Source organism: Erwinia sp. OLFS4 (genome assembly GCF_002752165.1).
Lineage (GTDB): Bacteria > Pseudomonadota > Gammaproteobacteria > Enterobacterales > Enterobacteriaceae > Izhakiella.
Genome location: NZ_MOMB01000056.1, coordinates 20,873 through 42,733, shown reverse-complemented (window position 1 = coordinate 42,733; position 21,861 = coordinate 20,873). Strand labels below are relative to the sequence as shown.

Genomic DNA, 21,861 nt, shown 5'->3' with positions numbered 1-21,861 from the left:
GCTGACTGATTATGGCGGGCAGCCTTGGGCTGTCTGCTGTTTTTCCAGCGTCATAGTTAGCATGCTGCTGGCAATTTCACGCTCGCCCATCACCACGCGATTCGCTCCGTGTTCAAGAATATATTCGACCTCATCATCGTAGTGAGCGCGGGCGATAATCTCAATTGTTGGTCGTTTTGCCCGTGCCGCGCTGATAATTTCTCCGGCCTCATAGCCATTGGGTATGGTCAGCAACAGCCAGCGAGCGCAGTCGAGTCGTGCCACGTCCATAATGTCGTCCCGCGCCGCGTTGCCGAGCACTGCCAGCATGCCTTTTTCGCGTAATGCTTCGACGCGTGGCCGGCTATTTTCCACCACCACCAGCGGTATTCCCGCTTCCATCAAACGCTGGCTTAACAGGCTACCCACGCGGCCATAACCGACAATCAGCGCGTGATCGCAGATATCAATAGGAATCTGGTTATCTTCCTCGGCGGCTTCTTCCAGCGTTTGTTCTTCCATGGTTTCGTTTTTATCCAGCCAGCGCCCCAGCAAGGCGAACAGAATCGGGTTGAGCATAATAGAGAGAATCGCGCCTGCCAGTACCAGATTACGTCCTTCGCTCTGCATCAGATTCAGTGAAATACCCAGACCGGCAAGAATAAACGCGAACTCGCCAATTTGTGCAAGACTGACGGCGATGGTCAGCGCGGTACGCTTTGAATGGCCAAACAGGATGACCAACAGCAACGCGGCCAGCGATTTCCCCAGCACAATAATAGCCAGCGTCCCGGCAACGGCCAGCGGATGGGTAAGCAATACCATGGGATCAAACAGCATGCCGACAGAAACGAAAAACAACACGGCAAAGGCATCGCGTAACGGCAGGGTATCGTGTGCGGCACGATGGCTAAGCTCTGATTCGTTAAGTACCATACCGGCAAAGAAAGCGCCGAGGGCGAAAGAAACATCGAAAAACTCAACGGCACCAAACGCGATACCGAGCGCCAGTGCCAGTACCGCAAGGGTAAAAAGCTCGCGTGAACCGGTGGCGGCACTGCGCGCCAGGATCCACGGTATCAGCCGGCGGCCTACCACCATCATCAGTAACATAAAGGCGGCCACTTTACCTATTGTTATCAGAAGGTCTAACAGCAGCTGGCTGAAACTGGCGTTTCCTGCTTCAAACATGCCGGCAATGGCAGGCAACAATACCAGTGTCAGCACCATCACCAGATCTTCCACAATCAGCCAGCCGATGGCTATCTGACCACGCTGACTGTCAATCAGCTGGCGTTCTTCCAGTGCGCGTAACAACACCACGGTGCTGGCGGTGGAAAGACACAAGCCAAATACCACGCCGGTCATTACCGGCCAGTGCAGCAAGGTTGCTAACCCCAGTCCCAGCAGGGTTGCCACAGCAATTTGCAATATAGCCCCGGGAATGGCAATTGACTTTACTGCCATCAGATCTTTCATCGAAAAATGCAGGCCGACACCAAACATCAGCAGGATAACCCCCAGCTCAGCCAGTTCCGGTGCCAGGTTGGTATCGGCGACAAACCCAGGCGTAAACGGGCCGGCCAGCACCCCAGCCAGCAGATAGCCCACCAGCGGGGAAATACGCAGCCGGTTTGCCAGCATGCCGAATAAAAAGGCAAGAACCAAACCTCCCACTATGGTGGTAATCAGGGGGGTTGTATGATGCATTCCTGCCTCCTTTTGTGTGCAAACGTATCCGCTTGTAAGTTTTTAGTTTATGGCAAAACGATTTTCGGCGCTTGTTAATTTCGATGTCTGACTAAAATTAATCTGATGCGTTTGTGAAACGCTATCATGAGGCTGATTTTCCCAGCTTAGTTCAGCTAGCTAATTGGATTTACACAAAATAAAAAATTCATTGCAGGCAATATACCAAGCAATTACTCCCATTAATCCGCAGCTTATCATAGTAAAAGCTGCCTTATTTGTCTGTTAAAGGATAATATGATGGTTACTTACAGATTGTTGCAAGTATCCTCGTTTTTATGAGGTTTATGGCGGCAGATAAAACCGAAAAGGCTTTAAGGAAGGCATAAGACGGTCGTGTAAAGCAGTGTGATGACTTATATCAGGTAAACTATTGCATACTTTGCGCTGGCTAAGATGTCACCGTCACCGTGAAATCACCGTTTTTAAGGTGAAGTAACCAGGAGATCGCTATTGAAACGGGTTAAACAAGCTATGCGGGCAGCCCTGATTATCGCGTTGGCAGCGGCGCCATTTTCGGCAGAGGCCTGGATAAAAGATCGTACCTATAAATTCACCGTACTGCATACCAACGATCATCATGGTCGCTTCTGGCAAAATGAACATGACGAATATGGTCTGGCAGCGCAAAAAACCATGATGGATAAAATACGTTATGAGGTACAGGCGCATGGAGGTTCGGTACTGATCCTTTCTGGCGGTGATATCAATACCGGCGTTCCCGAATCGGATTTGCAGGATGCAGAGCCTGATTTTCGCGGCATGAACCTGGTAGGTTACGATGCGATGGCAATAGGTAACCACGAATTTGATAATCCGCTTTCGGTATTACGCCAGCAGCAAAAGTGGGCGAAATTCCCCTTACTTTCTGCCAACATTTACCAGAAAAGCACCGGGAAACGACTGTTTCAACCGTGGGCATTGTTTAAGCGGTCCGGGTTGAAAATTGCGGTTATTGGCTTAACCACTGATGATACGGCAAAAATTGGCAATCCCGCCTATTTTAACGACATTGAGTTTCGCAAGCCGGCGGCTGAAGCGAAAACCGTGATTGATCAGCTGCGCGCGAAAGAGAAGCCGGACGTGATTATTGCAGCTACCCATATGGGGCATTATGACAATGGGCAGCACGGTTCAAACGCCCCGGGCGATGTTGAAATGGCACGCGAATTGCCGGCGGGCTACCTCGATATGATCGTCGGGGGGCACTCTCAGGATCCGGTGTGTATGGCCGGCGACAATGAAAAACAAAAAAACTATGTGCCGGGTACGCCTTGTACACCGGATCGCCAGAATGGCACCTGGATTGTGCAGGCGCATGAATGGGGTAAATATATCGGCCGGGCTGACTTTACATTCCGTAACGGGGTCCTGACGCTGGTGCATTATGAACTGGTGCCGATTAACCTTCGTCATAAGGTGACTAATGCGGATGGCAGCACCAGCTGGGTAAATTACACCGAGGAAATAGCCAAAAATCCGGCTATGGAAAAGTTGCTGATGCCTTTTCAGAAAAAAGGTCAGGCCCGGCTGAATGTTAAAATCGGCAGCGTTAACGGCCGGCTGGAAGGTGACCGCAGCAAAGTACGGTTTCAGCAGACAAATATGGCGCGCCTGATACTGAGCGCACAAATGGAACGAACCCGGGCGGATTTCGCTGTGATGAGCGGGGGCGGTGTGCGTGATTCCTTTGAAGGTGGCGCTATCAGCTATCGCGATGTGCTGAAGGTTCAGCCGTTTGGCAATACCCTGGTTTACATCGATATGCAGGGCAGTGAGGTGGCAAAATATCTGGCGGTGGTGGCCAACAAGCTGGTGGATTCCGGGGCTTACGCGCAGTTTGCCAACGTCAGCCTGATTGCTGATGGTCACGCGGTGAGTGAGATTAAAATCAAAGGTCAGCCGCTAGAGGCGAATAAAACGTACCGAATGGCGACGCTGAGTTTTAATGCCAGCGGCGGAGATGGTTATCCGGAAATAGATAAATTACCCGGCTTCGTTAATACCGGATTCGTGGATGCCGAAGTGCTTAAAGGCTATATCGAAAAGCACAGTCCACTGGATGCCAGCCACTTTATGCCGGCTAATGAAATTGTTTATAAACCCGACGCCGGTTAAGCAAGGCCCCGTAAGGGGCCTTTCTTACTGTGAACAGCATTGCCGTCTTGCCATCAGACGGTTAAGCACACGATCGTACAGCCAGTTATAAAGCATGGTGAACGGCAAAAAGAACAGGAAGAATGCGATATCCAGCATAAACGCCTGAATCAGCGTGATCTTCAGCATCAGTGCCACCACCGGCAGGCCGATTAAAATAAAGCCCCCTTCAAAACCCAACGCATGCAGGATTCTTAACTGCGGGCTTCGTGGCTGGCCCGGCGGATACAGGCGGTCGAAACCGGCGTTATAAACCATGTTCCAGATCATCGCCAGCGTCGACAGTATGATCGCCAGTGTTCCCATGGTAAGCCAGGGCCGGTTCATTACCCAGGCGGACAGGGGCGAAACGGTGGCAATCGCCAGTATTTCGAAGATAACAGCGTGAATGATACGCTCTTTCAGTGAACGGGTATGCATACTGCCTCCTTATAAACTGCCGCCATTATCCCTGTGCTTTTTGCTAGAATGAAATGAGTAGCCATCGAAAAAAGCGATAGATATATGCGTTATTCACCGGAATCACTGGAAGCATTTGTGCAGACTGTTGAAAGCGGCTCGTTTTCAGCAGCTGCCCGGGCATTACGAAAAAGTCAGTCGACCATCAGCAGTGCGGTTGCTAACCTGGAAAGCGACCTTGGGTTTAGCTTATTTCATCGCGATGGCCGGGCAACGGTACTCACCAGCGAAGGTGAGCGGGCGCTGGCGCAGGTCAGGGAGATTTTACAGGCCAGCGCCCGGCTTGATGAACTGGCGGTGCGCCTGGCGGGTGGAATAGAACCTGGCCTGACGCTGGCGGTTTCAGATTTCTGGCAAGCCGATCATCATGAACATTTACTGCGGGAGTTTGACCGGCGCTACCCGGATATTGCCTTTGAATGTATGGTGGCGGAAGATGAAGACGTTATCGATCTGCTGCAGCATGGGCGGGCGCATATTGGTGTGGTGCGGGTTCAGGCCAGTTATCCATCGGATATCATGACGGCGCGCTTGCAGGTGGATGGGCAGATGGCGATTTATTTGCATCACAGTCATCCGCTGGCGGCGCTGCCCCAGGTGAGTGAACAGGCATTAAGCAAGGTGCGCCAGCTGCGTCTTAATACCTATCTGGAAAAAGCGCCGCTGATGTCGACACACGGCGTCTGGTCAGCTTCTTCGTATATGCTGTTGCTGGAGATGGCTGAGCAGGGATTCGGCTGGAGCATTTTGCCACGCTGGCAGGTTGAACAGTTTGGCCATCAGATACTCAAGGAATTACCGGTAAAAAACTGGCCACAAAGGATTGAGGTGGATGCGGTATGGTCACGACGCATGCCCCCCGGCCCAGCCGGTCGCTGGATTGTTGACTGGCTGGTCGCTCAGACCCCACGGGTATAGTCAGCTTTTGGCAATATCACTAAAGGTGGCATTCAGCAGCGTGGCCAGATCGCTGGCGGCCAGCTCAATATCCAGTCCGCGTTTGCCACCGGAAACGAAGATAGTGGCAAATTCGCCCGCACGATAGTCAATCACTGTGGGCAGCCGTTTTTTTTGTCCAAGCGGGCTGATACCACCGATCAGATAACCGGTTACCCGCTGCGCCAGCTGTGGCTCGGCCATATCTGCTTTTTTAGCGGCAAATGCTTTGGCAACTTTTTTTAGATCAAGCATGGCTGACACCGGCGTTACCGCAACAGCCAGCTTTTTTGTATCACCGTTGAGGGTGACCAGCAGCGTTTTATATACCCGGGCAGGATCAAGATGGAGTTTACGTACGGCTTCATCAGCGAAATGGGTTTCTTCGCTGTCGTGTTCATAGGGATGTAGCGTAAATGCAATTTGCTGCTGTTGCAGAAGTGTGATTGCAGGTGTCATTTATGGGCTTCTCTGAAACGGTGGCTGGATACCAGGCTGAAAAAAATAACTGGCTAAAAAACGTGCTTTGGGTGACAATGCGCCCCGCGTCAGCAATTCGTTTGCTGATTAATAACCAGAATCAAAAGCATGTCATTCTTTGACAGGCCAGTAGCAACACTGGCCTCCTTTTTTAACGCTTCCGCAGTAAATCCACCAGATTATGTTGTCCGTAGAGATGCAGAGCGCCAACTGCCACCACGTAGTCACCTGGCGGCAGCGTGCGTAATCGGCTATTCCAGCGGGCATTGCGCTGATCCATCAGCAAATCATGGAGATCGTTGCTAAAGGTGGAAGGCAACGGCGATTCGGGGCGACCAGGCGCAACATCCAGCCACCAGCTAATCATGGTTTGCAACAACCGGGCATTGGTATGCCAGTGCAACAGGGTATCTTCCAGCAGCGACTGGCCATTTTCCGGCAGGGCTTCCAGCAGATGCAGCTGTGCCTGAGGGCCTTCCAGCTCAATCACCCGCTGGCCGCCACCATGCGCCGCGCTCAACAGCTGATAGTCAATGCCGTATTCTGCACGCAGACCCAGCTGCTGTGCCTGTTGTGCCTGTAACATCAGGGCCACCTGCCAGGCGGGCAGGCTGGCGATAACCTGCGTATCAATACCCAGTTCACCGCACAGTTTGCTTAGCTGCTGCCAGCGTTGTGCATTGAGTCGCCGTGGCAGCGGATCGCAGGGGGCGCTGTGGCCGAAGGGGGAGATACCGCAGGTGATATCGGCTTCAACAATCAGCGCGTCAGCCTGGCGCAGTTTTTGTAACAAAGCCGGGGGCAGCGGCTGCATATCGCGCGTCCCCATATGAATACTGCCAACCAGATGAAAATGGCTGCCGTTCAGACTGATATCCGTTGCCGGCCAGCTGTAGCGACCTGGCACCAGCATTTTCACCAGGGTCTGAATGGCCTGGCCAAGTTTGCCCATTTCTGCCTCCCGCATTTTACCTGGCTATGCTACCTGTTAACTGCGGGTAAGAACAGCGGTCAGCGTCAGTGACGCGCTGCAGGGCGGAAACGCAGCAGCCGGTTAGCGTTTGCCACCACGGTAATAGATGATAGCGCCATGGCGGCACCTGCCACCACCGGACTGAGCAAGGTGCCGGTAAACGGCCAGAGCACGCCGGCCGCCAGTGGGATGCTACAGGCATTATAAAAAAAAGCGCCGAGCAGATTCTGTTTCATATTGCGTAAGGTAGCCCGCGAGAGCGCCAGAGCGTCGACAACGCTGCCCGGATGCGGACGCATCAGGGTGATATCCGCACTTTCCACCGCGACATCACTGCCACTTCCCATGGCCATACTCAGTGCCGCCATTGCCAGCGCCGGCGCATCATTAATCCCGTCACCAATCATCGCTACCTGATGACCCTGTTGTTGAAGCTGGCGAATAACGTCAGCTTTACCCTCCGGCCGGACACCGGCAATGACCCGATCAATACCGGCTTCATCGGCAACGGCGCGGGCAGTGACCTGATGATCACCGGTCAGCATAATGAGCTGATAGCCCTGACGATGCAGTTCTGCCAGCGCCGGTTTACTCTCTTCACGCAGCGGGTCGCGCAGGGCAAATAATGCAACTACCTGACCGTCGGCGGCCAGCAACACCGGCGTGGCCCCGCATGCTGCCTGAGCATGTAGCCGCTCACTGACCGCTGTGGTAGCGATGCTGGCCTGACGTAAAAATGCTTCATTACCCAGCAGCAGGTGATGCCCGTGAATATGTCCGCTGACGCCGAGCCCACCTGATTGATGAAACTGATCGACTGCAGGCAGGGGGTGGCCTTCGGCGCGTCGCACGATGGCCTGAGCCAGCGGGTGGCTGGATCCCTGTTCAAGCGCTGCGGCCCAGATCAGAGCTTGCTGCTCACTGACGCTATGCCAGCTTTCGATGGCCATCACCGCCGGAATGCCTTTAGTCAGGGTACCGGTTTTGTCAAACACCAGCGTATCGATGCTGTTGGCACGTTGCAGGGCATCGGCATCACGGATCACGATGCCCAGTTCTGCCGCCCGGCCAGTGCCTGCGATCACCGCCATCGGCGTAGCAAGACCCAGTGCGCAGGGACAGGCAATAATTAACACCGTAGTAGCCACCACCAGGCTATAAGTGAGCTGAGGTGCCGGACCAAAAAACGCCCAGATAGCGGCACTAAAAATGGCGATCGCCACCACCACCGGTACGAAAACTGCCGTGATACTATCGGCCAGCTGACCAAGCCGTGGTTTGCTGCTTTGCGCCTGGCGCACCAGCTGGATAATACGTGCCAGGGTTGTGTGTTTACCGACCGCGCTGGCCCGAAACAGCACGCTGCCGTCTTCAACCAGCGTCCCTGCTGACAGGGTATCACCGGCCTTTTTATGTTGAGGCAGCGCTTCACCACTCAGCATGGCTTCATTGACCCAGGCTTCTCCCTGAATAACGTCGCCATCTACCGGCACCCGATCGCCGGGCGTCACGCGTAGCGTCATGCCGATTTGTACCTGGCTTAATGGTCGTGGGTGTTCGCTATCGTTTTCCACTACCCGCGCCATGGGCGGCGTCAGGTCCATCAGGCGGGTCAGTGCTTGTGAGGCCCGCTGGCGGGCGCGTAGCTCCAGTAAATGCCCCAGGTTGATTAAACCGATGATCATCGCACTGGCTTCATAGTATAGATGCCGCGCTTCGCCAGGGATGCGTTCTGGCCACAAATTAACGCTTATTGAGTAGATCCAGGCCACGCCGGTACCCAGCGCCACCAGCGTGTCCATGGTGGCGCTGCCATTGCGCAGACTGCGCCATGCGCTGCGATAAAAGTGACCGCCTGCGAGGATGATAACGATCAGAGTAACTATACCAATCACCAGCCAGCCGCTGCGGTTAGCCGGCGTCAGCTGCATATTGCCACCCAGTAATCCCCAGAGCATCAGGGGAATACCGAGCGCCAGTGCCAGCGTCGATTGCCAGGCATAACCGCGTAGCGCATGGCGGACAGTCTGCTGTTGTCTGGCACGGCGCCGCTCATCATCTTCAATGGCTTCAGCATCATAACCGGCCTGCACAACGGCTGTGACCAGCTGTTGTGCATCGACATCACCCAGTACCAGCGCGCTGCGCTCGGCGAGATTTACCCGTGCTTGCTGAACGCCGGGAACGGCAGTTAATGCCTGTTCCACCCGACTGACACAGCTGGCACAACTCATTCCACTTATCAGTAAATGCTGTACTTCATTATTTTCTGCCGGAAGCTGTTGCCTGTCCGCTGCCAGCGCTTCCGGCGGCTGATGACTGTCTGTCAGCGGCTCAGATTTTGGGCAGGGGTTGTCCCCGGCGACAGTGGCATGGTAGCCGGCCTTTTCAATTTCGCCGACCAGCGCTTCAGCGCTGGCATCGCCGGTTACCCGTGCCTGTTGTAACGATACCGTGGCGTTTTGCACGTCATGACGCTGTTCAAGCGCTTGCTGCACGCGTTGAATGCAGTGATTGCAGGACAGCCCCTTCAGATTGAGTAATAGTGTCCGGGACATTGATGACTCCTTGATTTGTAATCCTGCCTGACAGATGTTATCAAGGGTAGACCTTCCATTAAGGTTAAGGTCAAGGAGTTAATGTGAATATCAGCGATGTGGCGAAACGAACCGGATTGACCAGTAAAACTATCCGGTTTTATGAAGAAAAGGGGCTGGTAACTCCACCTGTGCGCAACCTGAACGGTTATCGCTGCTACGATGCCCGGCATGTTGAAGAGTTGACCTTGTTGCGCCAGGCCCGCCAGGTTGGTTTTAATCTGGAAGAGTGTCGGGAGATGGTACAACTGTTTAACAACCCGGCGCGACACAGTGCCGAAGTAAAGCACCGCACTTTGCAAAAAGTGGCGGAGATTGAAAATCACATTGGCGAACTGCAGCGTATGCGCACACGCCTGCTGGCACTGGCGGCGCAGTGTCCGGAGGACGATAGCGCAGACTGCCCGATTATCAATAACCTGGCCGGCTGCTGTGTGCAGCGAAAATAATGGCGGGCAGTGGGGCCCCGCCGGGTATCTCAGTAAAGCAGCGAATAAAGCTGGCGATAATATTTTGTTCCCAGTGCGTCGCCGGTGCCAAGTACCGCCAGAATTTCCTGAAATATTTTGCGTACCTCGCCATCGGCCGCTGCCAAATCCTTTTTCAGGAAGCTGTACAGCAACGCCAGTGCCTCTTCATTGCGACCTACCTGGTGTAGCTGCAGCGCTAGCTGGCTGGCCAGAACCGCATTTTCCGGTTCCTTTTCCAGCTGCTGTTGCAGTTGCTGAATTTCCGGAGTGTCTGCCGCCTGTTTGAGTAAATCAATCTGGGCAACCAGCCTCTGATAACGGCTATCCTGATCCTGAAGCGGCACGACTTTTAACACCGATTCGGCTTCTTCACTGCGTTTTAACGCAATCAGCGTTTCAGCCAGCAGAAAACCGATGTCACTGTTCTGCTGGCTGAGCTGCCAGGCCTCTTTCAGCAGCGGCAATGCTTCGGTATATTTGCCTTCATCCATCAGTGCCAGAGCTTGCTGTGCCTGAAGTTCTTCCGGTTTTGGCAGGACTTTTTCCAGCAGTGCGCGGATGGTTTCTTCTGGTTGCGGTCCCTGGAAGCCGTCAACAGGCTGACCGTTCTGGAACAGATAAACGGTTGGAATAGCGCGCAGTCCGAACTGTGAGGCGACCAGCTGCTCGGCGTCACAATCCAGTCTGGCGAGAATAAATTGCCCCGCATACTCCTGTGCCAGCCGGTCCAGTATCGGCGTCAGCTGTTCACAATGCTGGCTGCGTGCCGACCAGAAGTAAAACAGCACCGGCATTTCCATGGATTGTTCCAGCGTCTGATGCAGGTTGGCTTCCGTAATGTTAACAACAGTTGCTTGTGGTGACATGGGCAAAGTCTCTTTTTATAAGGTATTGAACACTTATGGGGGTATTGCCGCGGCGATCAAGGGGCCGGCTTGCCGTTGGCTCATTTTACACGCAATATCATATCCATTATTGTCGCTGGCAACAGGCGGAGCAAAAAGGTTATCCCCCAGCTGACCAGCGTAACCGGATAGCGCAAACGTGGATGATGGCTCTCCAGCGCGTGGCGCAGCGCGGGTAGTATCGCCGTCGCCGGCAGGGTGAAACGCGCGGCGATACCCGGATTTTGCACCGGTTTATCGCGCTGGGTCTGGTTTACGTTATCGCTAAAGCGGGTGTCAATTGGCCCGGGTTCAATCAGGCTGACGCGGATGCCGCTGCCGTGGAGTTCGTGACGTAATGCGTCGTTCCAGGCTTCCAGCGCATATTTGCTGGCGGCATAGGCACCGCGGCCGGCTGTGGAAATCAGGCCCATTACCGAACTGGTACTGATAATTCGGCCTTCACCATGGGCCAGCATGGCCGGTAACAGACAGCGCGTTAGCTGATGAGTCCCGAACAAATTGGTGGCAAACTGCTGTTCCAGCTGCCGGCGCGTCACGCTCTGTAGCGGGCCATAAAGACCATAACCACCGTTATTAAACAGCGCATATAGCCGGTTATCACAGGCAGCCAGAATTTGCCGGGCCGCTTGCTCAACGCTTTGTTCATCGTTGAGATCGAGCTGGATACCGGTAAACCCCAGCTGGTTCATGCGTTCTACGTCCTCCGTTTTACGGCAGGTGGCCAGCACGCGGTAGCCGCGCTGCAGTAAATCATTTGCTGCCGTCAGACCAATGCCACTGGAACAGCCGGTAATTACAACCGCTTTTTGCATAACTTTACCTGTCACAGGCACGACGCCCGTTTCATTCATGTTTAACTAAGGGGGTAAGTACCTTTTCCATCAGCCCGGTAATAAAGGGCTGGGCTGCCGGGGTTGGGTGAATACCGTCCTGCTGCATCCATGCCGGGTTGGTGTAAACCTGTTCCATAAAAAACGGTACCAGCGGTATCGCGTTTTGCTGTGCCAGCTGGGGATAAATCGCACTGAAGGCTTCAGTGTAGCGACGGCCATAGTTGGCAGGCAGACGGATTTGCATCAGTATCGGTCTGGCGTGCGCGGCTTTCACCCTATCAATGGCTTTTTGCAGGTCGCTGGCAATATGCTGTGGTGGAAAGCCACGCAGGCCATCGTTACCACCGAGTTCAATCAGTACCCAGTCAGGCTGATGTTGTTTGAGTAATGCCGGCAGGCGTGCCAGGCCTTGTGCCGCCGTATCACCACTGATACTGCCATTAATGACTTCAGGAGTATGCTGCCATTTTTGGTTTAATCGCTGTGGCCAGGCCTCGTCAGCTGGCATACGGTAGCCGGCACTGAGGCTGTCGCCAAGAACCAGTAACCTTTGTGCTGCGCCTGCGGGTACGGCGAAGAGTATTATCACTAACAGGAACAGGTCATGCCAGCGGAAAACATTGTTGAAGTGCATCGTCTTAGTAAGTCCGTCGGTCAGGGAGCGCATCAGCTTTCCATCCTTACCGGAGTTGAGCTGGTTGTCAAACCGGCACAAAGCATTGCGCTGGTGGGGGAATCGGGTTCTGGTAAGTCTACATTACTGGCTATTCTTGCCGGGCTGGATGATGGCAGTGAGGGCGAAGTATTGCTGTTGGGTCAGCCTTTGCATCGCCTGAACGAGGAGCAGCGTGCCGCGCTGCGCGCGCGTCATGTAGGTTTTGTTTTCCAGTCTTTTATGCTGGTACCTACCCTGAATGCGCTGGAGAATGTTCAGTTGCCCGCGTTGCTGCGTGGTGAGAGTGATAAGACCAGCCGCCAGCAGGCAACGGAATTGCTGGAGCAGCTTGGTCTTGGCCAGCGTCTGCGGCATCTGCCGGCGCAGCTCTCCGGCGGTGAGCAACAGCGGGTGGCGCTGGCACGCGCTTTCAGTGGCCGTCCCGATCTGCTGTTCGCTGATGAACCAACGGGCAACCTTGATCGTCAGACCGGCGAGCGTATTGCCGATTTGCTGTTTTCGTTAAATCGTCATCAGGCGACAACCTTAATCCTGGTTACTCATGATGAGCAGCTGGCTGCACGCTGTGAACGGCGTTTACGGCTGCGCGACGGCCGGTTGTGGGAGGAGTCATGATTGTCCGCTGGTTCTGGCGAGAGCTGCGCGCTCCCTCGTTGCTGATTGTCTGGCTGGCGTTGAGTCTGGCAGTCGCCTGCGTGCTGGCATTAGGCTCGATCGGCGACCGTATGGAAAAAGGGCTGACACAACAAAGTCGTGATTTTATGGCCGGCGATCGTACCCTGATCTCGCCGCGTGAGGTGCCGGCTGACTGGTTGGTGCAGGCGCAGCAACGTGGCTTGCAGCTCAGTCGCCAGCTTAGCTTCATGACCATGACCTTTGCCGCAGATAGCCCGCAGCTGGCATCGGTAAAAGCGGTTGACGATCGTTATCCGATGTTTGGCGTTTTGCAGACGGCCCCTGCCGGGCAGAAACCCGGAGTGGGGACGGTGCTGGTTGCGCCCAGGCTGCTGGCATTACTCGGTTTAAAACCGGGTGAAAGTCTGGAAGTTGGCGATACCCGTTTGCGGGTTGCCGGGGAAGTCCTTCAGGAGCCTGACGCCGGCTTTAACCCTTTTCAGACTGCCCCCCGGCTGCTGATGAATCTGGCTGACGTGCAGGCCACCGGCGCGATACAACCCGGTAGCCGGCTCAGCTGGCGTTATAAGTTCTCCGGCACGCCCGCCGCACTGGCATCCTATGACCGCTATATTGAACAGCAGATTCACCCCGACCAGCGCTGGCTGAGTGCCGGCAGTTCACAGGATGCGCTGAGCCTGTCGATGCAGCGTGCCCAGCAGTTTTTGTTGTTGTCTGCGCTGCTGACCCTGATGCTGGCCATTGCTGCCGTTACCGTCGCGATGAGCCATTACAGCCGCAGTCGTTACGATCTGGTGGCGGTACTGAAAACGCTCGGTGCCGGCAAAGTGATGTTGCGTAAACTGCTTATTGGCCAGTGGCTGGCGATCCTGCTGCTGGCCGCGCTGTCTGGCGCGCTGGCCGGACAGGCGGTGGAAGCAGTATTGCTGCGGTTACTGCGACCGGTGCTGCCTGGCAGCTTACCTGCTGCCGGTAGCTGGCCATGGCTTTGGGCTTTCGGTGCGCTGTTTGTGATTGCGCTATTAGTGGGTTTGCGTCCCTGGCGGCTTTTGCTGGCAACCCAGCCGCTCAGAGTGTTACGGCGTGATGCGGTCGCTCGCGTCTGGCCGCTAAAATATTATCTTCCTGCCGCCGCGCTAATCGTGCTGGTTCTGCTGGCGTTGCTGGTAGGGGGGAATAAATTGTTATGGGTACTGGCCGGCGGTATTGTCATGCTGGCGCTGGTACTGGCGCTATTGGGATGGCTGGCGTTACTGCTGCTGAAACGGCTGAAGGTGCGTCAGTTGGCTATCAGACTGGCGATTAATCGTTTATTACGTCAGCCGTGGACCTCGCTTAGCCAGCTGGCCACATTTTCGCTCTCTTTTATGCTGCTGGCGCTATTACTGATCATGCGTGGCGATTTGCTTGAGCGCTGGCAGCAACAGTTACCGGCTGACAGCCCGAATTACTTTTTGCTTAATATTACCACGTCACAGGTGCCACAGGTGGCGGATTTTCTGCAACAGCACCAGGTGACCGCGCAGACGTTTTACCCGGTGGTTCGTGCCAGGTTGACCGCGTTGAATCAACAGCCTGTCGATCCCCGCAGTGACAATGCGCTGAATCGTGAACTCAATCTCACCTGGCTGCAGGTGTTGCCACAACAGAATCAACTGATTAGCGGCAGCTGGCCGCCGCACAAAGTGGAAGTTTCGGTGGAACAGGGGGTGGCACAGCGTTTAGGTATCCGGCTGGGTGATGTTTTGACGTTTACCGGGGATACCCAGGACTTTTCGGTAAAGGTTAGCAGTCTGCGTAAGGTTGACTGGGAAAGCTTGCGGCCGAACTTTTTTTTCATCTTTCCGCCGGGGGAACTGGACGATCAGCCACAAAGCTGGCTGACCAGTTTCCGTTTACACAACAATAACCCTCTACTGGTACAGCTTAACCGGACATTTCCCACGCTCAGTTTGCTGGATGTAGGTAGTATCCTGCGTCAAATCGGTCAGGTGCTGAGTCAGGTCAGCCGGGCGCTGGAAGTGATGGTGGTGTTGGTGACGGTTTGCGGATTACTGCTGTTACTGGCGCAAATTCAGGTTGGCTTGCGCCAGCGGCGTCAGGAACTGATGGTATACCGCACCCTTGGTGCCAGTCGTCGGTTGTTGCAGGCAACCTTGTGGAGTGAGTTCGCGCTGCTCGGTCTGATTTCCGGCGTCGCAGCGGCAATCGGTGCCGAAGCGGCGCTGTGGGGTTTGCAGCGTAAAATATTCGATTTCCCCTGAACACCGGAGTGGACATTATGGTTAACGTTACCGCTTACCGGTACGGTGTTGCTGGCACTGTGCGGCGGCTGGCTGGGGGGCCGCTTGCTGCAAGGGAAGGTGCTGTATCGTATGTTTAACGCCGAATAAAGCGCGGGCAGGCGGTCTATCATACCGGGGCTGGCAAAATACCGCGTGATTTTTCGCTTTGCCAGCCGGCAGTGTCTTGATGGCAGCGATCAGGCCAACCGGTTTAATGCCCAGTGAATGCCGGTGGCATATTCGTCGGGCAACATTGATTGCAACGCTTTCAGCGTCAGGCTCAGGGTTATCCGATCGGGGTGGGTGAGATTAAGATGGCCGACTTTGCGTGCAGCACGGACCTCTTTTTCATACCAGTGGAGATGTACCAGTGGCAGGTCGAGCCACTGATAATCCAGCGTGGTTCCAATCAGATTGACCATGACTGCTGGTGAGCTGACTGCCGGTGTCGGGAGTGGCAGGTCCAGAATCGCGCGCAAATGAAGTTCAAACTGACTGATGGATGCGCCATTTTGCGTCCAGTGACCGCTGTTGTGAACGCGTGGAGCCAGTTCGTTAATCAGCAGTCCCTGCGGCACAACAAAACACTCCATGGCCATGACACCGACATAGCTTAGCTTGTTCATAATTGCAGACAGCATCCGTTCTGCCTGGCGTTGCAGTTGTTCATCCGGCTGTGGCAGCACGACGCTGGTGCGTAAAATGCCATCTTCATGCAAATTGTGGGTTAGCGGATAAAACACCGTACTGCCATCATGTGCGCGGGCACCAATCAACGACACTTCAGCGGAAAAATGAATCCCTTGTTCGACGATGGTTTCGCCATAGCATTCTGCAGGCAGGGTGTCAGTCTCGTGTTGCTGCAGACGCCACTGACCCCGGCCATCATAGCCGCCGGTACGGCGCTTAACGATAGCCAGATCGCCAAGTGTGGAAAATATCTGCGGCCATTGGTCTTTACTCTGTAGCAGTTGCCACGGGGCGGTTGCCAGCCCCAGCGCATCCAGCAGCTGTTTTTGCGTCAGGCGATCTGCCAGCTGCGGGAAAATATCGCGATTAACGAAGGCAGGGTGGTTTGCCAGCTGGCGGGTTAGTGCTGTTTCTGGCCAGCGTTCAATTTCAGCGGTAATCACGCTCTGCTGAATGGGTAATGACGCCGGTTCGGCATCGGTGCCAACCGGAAAAACCGCTATACCCAGCGGTTCTGCCGCCTGACGCAGCATCCGGCCTAGCTGACCGTTTCCCAGTACGCAAACTGGTTTCATGGCTGCCCCCTCGGATCGGGATTGTCCAGGACCTCGTCAGTCTGGCTCTGTCGCCAGTTAGCCAGCCGTTGTGCCAGCGGGGCATCATGCAGCGCAAGGATCTGCGCCGCCAGCAGCGCGGCATTGGCCGCGCCTGCTTTGCCAATCGCCAGGGTACCGACCGGGATGCCTCGGGGCATCTGGACGATGGAGTACAGGCTGTCAACGCCGTTCAGTGCGGCACTCTGCACCGGAACACCCAGCACAGGCACCAGCGTTTTTGCCGCCAGCATTCCCGGCAGATGCGCCGCGCCGCCGGCACCGGCAATAATCACCTGGTAGCCATGGTCATGCGCCTGGCTGGCAAAGCTAAACAGTTTGTCCGGCGTGCGGTGTGCTGACACCACTTCAGTATGATAAGACACCTGCAGGCTGTCGAGGATCCCGGCGGCCGCGCTCATGGTTGCCCAGTCACTTTTTGAGCCCATGACAATGGCGATAGGGGCCGGTGCGGCAGTAGAAGACATCGGGTCTGGCTCCTGTGATTATCCGCCTGCTTGATGGTTTTGCAGGCATCCTGAGGTTCAGTGAAGGGCACTGAGGATAGCACGTCCTGCCAACGAGGAAAACGGTTGCGTTACGCTATCAGGGGGCCACGGAATGGCGCAGATTTACAGCGGGAATGCAATAAACTGAGCGCCGTCCGGCGTTACTTTAATCATGGACCCCTGGTGGTGCCATGCGCCGAGAACCATCCGTTCAGCCGGCGCATCGTTTACCGTCAGGCGATGTACGGCGGGGCGATGGGTATGGCCATGTATCAGGCGCTGAACCTGATAGTGACGCATACGCTGCTCAACGGCCTGCTGATTCACATCCATAATATCCAGTGACTTATACTGATTGGCCTGGCGGCTGTTGTCCCGCATGCGGGCGGCAATGCGTTGACGCAGGCTGAGCGGCAGGGCGAGAAACAGGCGTTGTAGCCAGGGTTGTTGCACCTGGCGGCGAAAACGCTGATAACCGGTGTCATCAGTACATAACGTGTCACCGTGCATTATCAGTACCTGCTCACCGTACAGGTTGACCATCTGTTCTGCAGGCAACAGCTGCATACCGGCCCGTCTGGCAAAATGCTGCCCCAGCAGAAAATCACGATTGCCGTGGATAAAGTAGCAGGGTACACCTTGTTCTTGCAGCTTATGCAGCGCGGTGGCAATCTGCTGGTGGAGCGGGTTGCTGTCGTCATCCCCTATCCACACTTCAAACAGATCCCCCAGGATATAAAGGGCCTCTGCGGCTGGCGCTTCATTGGCCAGAAAGGAAAGAAAACCGGCAGTGATTGCCGGTTCGTCCTGTGACAGATGAAGGTCTGCGATAAAAAGAGTAGCAGGCATTATTCGCTGATAGTCACTTTTTCAATCACAACGTCTTCTTTTGGTACGTCCTGATGCATACCGCTGCGACCGGTGGCAACGCTTTTAATTTTATCAACCACGTCCATCCCTTCTGCCACTTCAGCGAATACACAATAACCCCAGCCCTGAAGGCTTTCATCACGGAAGTTGAGAAAATCATTATCGACAACGTTGATAAAAAACTGGGCGGTGGCTGAATGGGGCGCCTGAGTACGGGCCATTGCCAGCGTACCACGGGTATTTTTGACGCCGTTGTTGGCTTCGTTCTTGATTTCAGCCTTGGTACCTTTCTGCTTCATGCCAGGTTCAAAGCCGCCGCCCTGAATCATGAAGCCATTAATAACCCGGTGAAAAATAGTGTTGTCGTAAAAGCCTTCACGACAATAATCCAGGAAGTTTTTAACGGTGGCCGGCGCTTTATCATCAAAGGTTCTGATCACGATATTGCCGTGGTTTGTCTGGAAAGTAACCATAATCTGTTCCTGTAAAGGTTAACGTCTCGCACTCCCGCTGGTTCTCTGACCGCAGGATCAATCAGCATGGACTTATATCACAGAATGTTACCGCGCGTCAGCTTTCAACCCCGGCGGAGAATTCCTGTTTACCGTAGCGCTTGTCACCACACTAGGGCACAATAGTGAACAGAATTGTATTTACTTATCATCCCACACGTACAAACGGAATGTCTCAATGCTGAAGATTTTTAACACCCTGAGTCGTCAAAAAGAGGAATTTAAACCTATTCATGCCGGAAAGGTGGGCATGTACGTGTGTGGTATCACCGTTTATGATTTATGCCATATTGGCCATGGCCGGACTTTTGTTGCCTTCGATATCATTGCGCGTTATTTACGTTATCTTGGCTATGAGCTGAAATATGTGCGCAATATTACCGATATTGACGACAAAATTATTCAGCGCGCCCGTGATAATGGAGAAAACGTTGAGCAGCTGACTAACCGCATGATTGCCGAAATGCAGCGTGATTTTGCTGCATTGAATATTCTGCCGCCGGACCTTGAGCCGCGCGCTACCCGCCATATTAGTGAAATCATTGAAATGACGGAAAAGCTGATAGCCCGTCAGCATGCGTATATTGCAAAAAACGGTGATGTGCTGTTTGCCGTCGACAGCGATGCCGGTTACGGTCAGCTGTCACGTCAGGATCTGGCACAGCTGCAGGCCGGTGCCCGGGTTGAAGTGGCCGATGTGAAGCGTAATCCAATGGATTTTGTTTTGTGGAAAATGGCCAAAGAAGATGAACCCAGCTGGCCATCCCCCTGGGGCCCAGGGCGGCCTGGCTGGCACATTGAATGTTCGGCAATGAACTGCAAACAGCTGGGGGAACATTTCGATTTGCACGGCGGTGGCTCCGACCTGATGTTTCCCCATCATGAAAACGAGCTGGCACAATCCAGCTGTGCGCATGATGGCACATACGTCAATTACTGGATGCACTCCGGTATGGTGATGGTTGATCGGGAAAAAATGTCCAAATCACTGGGCAACTTTTTTACCGTGCGTGACGTGCTGCAGCACTTTGATGCTGAAACGGTGCGTTATTTCCTGCTGTCCGGCCACTATCGCAGCCAGCTTAACTATGGCGAAGATAATCTGGTGCAGGCGCGTGCGGCGCTGGAGCGCCTGTATACCGCGCTACGTCATACCGATGCCAGGGCGCTTCCCGCAGGCGGGGAGGCGTTTGAAACGCGTTTTCGTCAGGCAATGGACGATGACTTCAACACGCCGGAAGCCTACTCGGTGCTGTTTGACCTGGCCCGCGAGGTAAATCGCCTGAAAGCTGAAGACAGCGTAGCAGCAGATGGGCTGGCAGCGCGTCTGCGTCAGCTTGGTGCGGTGCTTGGCTTGCTGGAACAGGAGCCGGAACAGTTCCTGCAAAGTGGCGGACGCCACAGTGAAGAAGACACCGCCGAGATTGAAAGATTGATTCAGATGCGGCTTGACGCCCGTCAGGCGAAAGCCTGGGCAAAAGCGGATGAAGCACGCGATCGGCTGATGGCAATGGGGATTGTGCTGGAAGATGGGCCCCAGGGCACCACCTGGCGGCGTAAATAATCGGATTGCACTGAGTGAAAGCCCTGCGCCGGGTAAGCGGATGAAACGACGCAGGCCTTGGGTTACGGAATAATGGTAACGCGTTGTGCGCCGAGTACGACGGTCTGACCGGGAAAAATTTTGCAGCGCTTGCGGGTTTCTACCTGTCCGTCCACCGTTACCAGGCCGGCATCGATGGTATTTTTCGCTACCGCTCCACTTTCCACCCAACCCTCCAGCTTAAGCAGATCGCAGAGATCGACGTGTGCATGTTTACCTAAGGAAAAAGTTGCCATCACTGCGCCTCCTGGTCATGAAATTCTTCACAGGCCTGCAGCGTATTCTGAATCAGCGTTGCAACCGTCATCGGCCCGACACCGCCCGGTACCGGCGTAATCCACGCGGCACGTTGTGCGGCTTCGGCAAAGATCACATCACCGACAACCTGACCGTTTTCCAGACGATTAATGCCAACGTCAATCACGATGGCACCCGGTTTAATCCACTCGCCGGGAATAAAACCTGGCTTGCCCACGGCGACCACCAGCAGGTCGGCATGCTCTACATGATGGCGTAAATCACGGGTGAAACGATGGGTGACGGTGGTGGTACAGCCGGCCAGCAGCAGCTCCATACTCATTGGACGACCAACGATATTGGAGGCGCCGATTACCACGGCGTTCAGACCGAAAGTCTCAATGTTATAACGCTCCAGCAGGGTGACAATACCGTGTGGCGTGCAGGGGCGCAGTCTGGGTGCCCGCTGGCATAAACGTCCGACATTGTAGGGATGAAAACCATCAACGTCTTTATCCGGCGCGATACGCTCCAGAACTTTGACGTTATCAATCCCTGCGGGTAACGGCAATTGCACCAGAATACCATCCATTTGCCGATCGTCATTTAGCTCGTCAATTAACTTAAGCAGTTCATTTTCACTGGTCGCGGCAGGCAGATCGTATGAACGGGAAATAAATCCGACCTCTTCGCAGGCGCGGCGTTTGCTGCCAACATAAATTTGTGAGGCAGGATTTTCACCGACAAGAATCACGGCAAGCCCAGGTGCGCGCTTTCCTGCTGCCAGACGCTGTCTTACCTTTGTGGCCACTTCCTGACGAACCTGTTGAGCAATGGCTTTACCATCAATAATTTTTGCAACCATCTGCGCGGCAACTCACCTGTAGAGAATTAAAATAAACACTGGGCTATTCTGTCAGAAGCCAGCGCGGCTGTCAGGCAGGAAATCGCTGCACTATTGATAAACACGCTTTTGCTGGTGACCAATAACTTTTATTATGCAGCATAGACTCCGTAACGGACATGATGATGATTTGGTTAATGCTGGCCACACTGATTGTGGTATTTATTGCAGGATTTCGGCTGCTTACCGCCACAACGCGCCATTCAGCCAGGGCGTTGAGCAAACGGCTGAATATTGCGCCGGTACAGGTTGAATCCTTGCTATTGGTGATGGGAAGAGATGCGGCCCAGGAATTTACTGACTATATCGCCCGCGATGATGAAGAAACTCTGCGCAATGCCGCCGTAGTGCTGCTTATCTGGCAAGTGTTTATCGTTGATAACAGCGAAGAGAACCAGCTGCGCTGGCGCTATATCCTGCGTAAAGCGGCCATCTCTGCCGATATCAGCCGTCAGCAAATGTTGCTGGCACTCGGTTTTCTGCGTCAGCTGGAACCGGACAGCCGGGAAATGAACGTCTTCCGCCAGGCCTACAATGCCCACTTTATGCCCGATCCTGTTGACAGTATGCCAACGGAAGAAAGATTGATCTCACTGGATGATCACCGTCATGGTCGCCGTTAATAACTGGTTATAACCTCATCACTTCGTCCGCCACCGGCGGCAAAAACATTGACTCGGCAGGTTGGCACCGTATAATTCGACCGACTCATTATGCGCCCTTAGCTCAGCTGGATAGAGCACCGGCCTTCTAAGCCGTAGGTCACAGGTTCGAATCCTGTAGGGCGTGCCATTAAAATCAATAA

The 21,861-nt window shown here is 54.4% G+C and carries 20 protein-coding genes, 1 tRNA gene and 1 pseudogene; 8 read left to right on the top strand and 14 right to left on the bottom strand.

What is annotated here, in order from left to right; genetic code table 11:
- Nucleotides 1-9 precede the first annotated feature (9 nt).
- Nucleotides 10-1,689 (bottom strand): YbaL family putative K(+) efflux transporter, encoded by a 1,680-nt coding sequence (ybaL, locus tag BL249_RS14215; protein ID WP_099705572.1) that lies wholly within the window; start codon nt 1,687-1,689, stop codon nt 10-12.
- Nucleotides 1,690-2,202: 513 nt separating this feature from the next.
- On the opposite strand from ybaL, the gene ushA reads away from it, so the two are divergent.
- Nucleotides 2,203-3,846 carry a bifunctional UDP-sugar hydrolase/5'-nucleotidase UshA gene (gene ushA, locus BL249_RS14210; protein WP_099705573.1) on the top strand — a complete coding sequence of 548 codons (1,644 nt, stop codon included), beginning with the start codon at nt 2,203-2,205 and terminating at the stop codon, nt 3,844-3,846.
- 24 nt (nt 3,847-3,870) lie between these two features.
- Here ushA and BL249_RS14205 read toward each other — a convergent pair whose 3' ends face one another.
- A complete protein-coding gene (locus BL249_RS14205) occupies nt 3,871-4,305 on the bottom strand; it encodes a multidrug/biocide efflux PACE transporter (protein WP_099705574.1) in 435 nt (144 codons plus the stop codon).
- 84 nt (nt 4,306-4,389) lie between these two features.
- Between BL249_RS14205 and BL249_RS14200 the strand changes: the two genes are divergently transcribed.
- On the top strand, nt 4,390-5,262 hold the full coding sequence (locus BL249_RS14200) for a LysR family transcriptional regulator (protein WP_099705575.1): 873 nt from the start codon (nt 4,390-4,392) through the stop codon (nt 5,260-5,262).
- On the opposite strand, the gene ybaK is transcribed toward BL249_RS14200, so the two are convergent.
- From ybaK to copA, 3 genes are all read right to left on the bottom strand, one after another.
- Nucleotides 5,263-5,739 (bottom strand): Cys-tRNA(Pro)/Cys-tRNA(Cys) deacylase YbaK, encoded by a 477-nt coding sequence (ybaK, locus tag BL249_RS14195; RefSeq protein WP_099705576.1) that lies wholly within the window; start codon nt 5,737-5,739, stop codon nt 5,263-5,265.
- Between the two features lie 172 nt (nt 5,740-5,911).
- Nucleotides 5,912-6,712, bottom strand: a complete 801-nt coding sequence (locus tag BL249_RS14190) for a TraB/GumN family protein (protein WP_099705577.1) — start codon at nt 6,710-6,712, stop codon at nt 5,912-5,914.
- 65 nt (nt 6,713-6,777) lie between these two features.
- A complete protein-coding gene (gene copA, locus BL249_RS14185; RefSeq protein ID WP_099705578.1) occupies nt 6,778-9,291 on the bottom strand; it encodes a copper-exporting P-type ATPase CopA in 2,514 nt (837 codons plus the stop codon).
- Between the two features lie 83 nt (nt 9,292-9,374).
- Between copA and cueR the strand changes: the two genes are divergently transcribed.
- Complete coding sequence (gene cueR, locus BL249_RS14180; protein WP_099705579.1) at nt 9,375-9,779, top strand: Cu(I)-responsive transcriptional regulator; 405 nt, start codon at nt 9,375-9,377, stop codon at nt 9,777-9,779.
- 29 nt (nt 9,780-9,808) lie between these two features.
- Here the strand turns inward: cueR and BL249_RS14175 are convergent, their stop codons facing one another.
- From BL249_RS14175 to tesA, 3 genes are all read right to left on the bottom strand, one after another.
- Nucleotides 9,809-10,666: a co-chaperone YbbN gene (locus BL249_RS14175; protein ID WP_099705580.1), complete on the bottom strand. Its 858-nt coding sequence runs from the start codon at nt 10,664-10,666 to the stop codon at nt 9,809-9,811.
- A gap of 80 nt (nt 10,667-10,746) precedes the next feature.
- Entirely contained in the window at nt 10,747-11,520 is a 774-nt protein-coding gene (locus BL249_RS14170) for an SDR family oxidoreductase (RefSeq protein WP_099705617.1), read from the bottom strand.
- Nucleotides 11,521-11,551: 31 nt separating this feature from the next.
- Complete coding sequence (tesA, locus tag BL249_RS14165; protein WP_143354780.1) at nt 11,552-12,175, bottom strand: multifunctional acyl-CoA thioesterase I/protease I/lysophospholipase L1; 624 nt, start codon at nt 12,173-12,175, stop codon at nt 11,552-11,554.
- Here tesA and ybbA point away from each other — a divergent pair.
- Together ybbA and ybbP are read left to right on the top strand one after the other, a co-directional pair.
- Nucleotides 12,146-12,832: a putative ABC transporter ATP-binding protein YbbA gene (gene ybbA, locus BL249_RS14160; protein WP_099705582.1), complete on the top strand. Its 687-nt coding sequence runs from the start codon at nt 12,146-12,148 to the stop codon at nt 12,830-12,832. The genes tesA and ybbA overlap by 30 nt on opposite strands.
- Nucleotides 12,829-15,246, top strand: a pseudogene (gene ybbP / locus BL249_RS14155) (putative ABC transporter permease subunit YbbP). The gene ybbA and the pseudogene ybbP overlap by 4 nt, the downstream one beginning before the upstream one ends.
- 89 nt (nt 15,247-15,335) lie before the next feature.
- Here the strand turns inward: ybbP and purK are convergent.
- From purK to ppiB, 4 genes are all read right to left on the bottom strand, one after another.
- Nucleotides 15,336-16,403, bottom strand: coding sequence for a 5-(carboxyamino)imidazole ribonucleotide synthase (purK, locus tag BL249_RS14150; protein WP_099705583.1), 1,068 nt, complete (start codon nt 16,401-16,403; stop codon nt 15,336-15,338).
- A complete protein-coding gene (purE, locus tag BL249_RS14145; RefSeq protein WP_099705584.1) occupies nt 16,400-16,909 on the bottom strand; it encodes a 5-(carboxyamino)imidazole ribonucleotide mutase in 510 nt (169 codons plus the stop codon). The genes purK and purE overlap by 4 nt, the downstream gene beginning before the upstream one ends.
- Nucleotides 16,910-17,053: 144 nt before the next feature.
- Nucleotides 17,054-17,779 carry a UDP-2,3-diacylglucosamine diphosphatase gene (lpxH, locus tag BL249_RS14140; RefSeq protein WP_099705585.1) on the bottom strand — a complete coding sequence of 242 codons (726 nt, stop codon included), beginning with the start codon at nt 17,777-17,779 and terminating at the stop codon, nt 17,054-17,056.
- Entirely contained in the window at nt 17,779-18,273 is a 495-nt protein-coding gene (ppiB, locus tag BL249_RS14135) for a peptidylprolyl isomerase B (RefSeq protein WP_099705586.1), read from the bottom strand. Before ppiB ends, lpxH begins: the two co-directional genes overlap by 1 nt.
- A 217-nt stretch (nt 18,274-18,490) precedes the next feature.
- On the opposite strand from ppiB, the gene cysS reads away from it, so the two are divergent.
- Nucleotides 18,491-19,876, top strand: a complete 1,386-nt coding sequence (cysS, locus tag BL249_RS14130) for a cysteine--tRNA ligase (RefSeq protein ID WP_099705587.1) — start codon at nt 18,491-18,493, stop codon at nt 19,874-19,876.
- A 62-nt stretch (nt 19,877-19,938) separates the two neighbouring features.
- Here cysS and ybcJ read toward each other — a convergent pair whose 3' ends face one another.
- Both ybcJ and folD read right to left on the bottom strand, forming a co-directional pair.
- Entirely contained in the window at nt 19,939-20,151 is a 213-nt protein-coding gene (gene ybcJ, locus BL249_RS14125; protein ID WP_099705588.1) for a ribosome-associated protein YbcJ, read from the bottom strand.
- Nucleotides 20,151-21,017, bottom strand: a complete 867-nt coding sequence (gene folD / locus BL249_RS14120; protein ID WP_099705589.1) for a bifunctional methylenetetrahydrofolate dehydrogenase/methenyltetrahydrofolate cyclohydrolase FolD — start codon at nt 21,015-21,017, stop codon at nt 20,151-20,153. The genes ybcJ and folD overlap by 1 nt, the downstream gene beginning before the upstream one ends.
- Before the next feature lie 164 nt (nt 21,018-21,181).
- Between folD and BL249_RS14115 the strand changes: the two genes are divergently transcribed.
- A complete protein-coding gene (locus BL249_RS14115; protein ID WP_099705590.1) occupies nt 21,182-21,679 on the top strand; it encodes a DUF1198 family protein in 498 nt (165 codons plus the stop codon).
- A gap of 92 nt (nt 21,680-21,771) precedes the next feature.
- Nucleotides 21,772-21,848 (top strand) — tRNA-Arg (locus tag BL249_RS14110).
- Nucleotides 21,849-21,861: the final 13 nt, after the last annotated feature.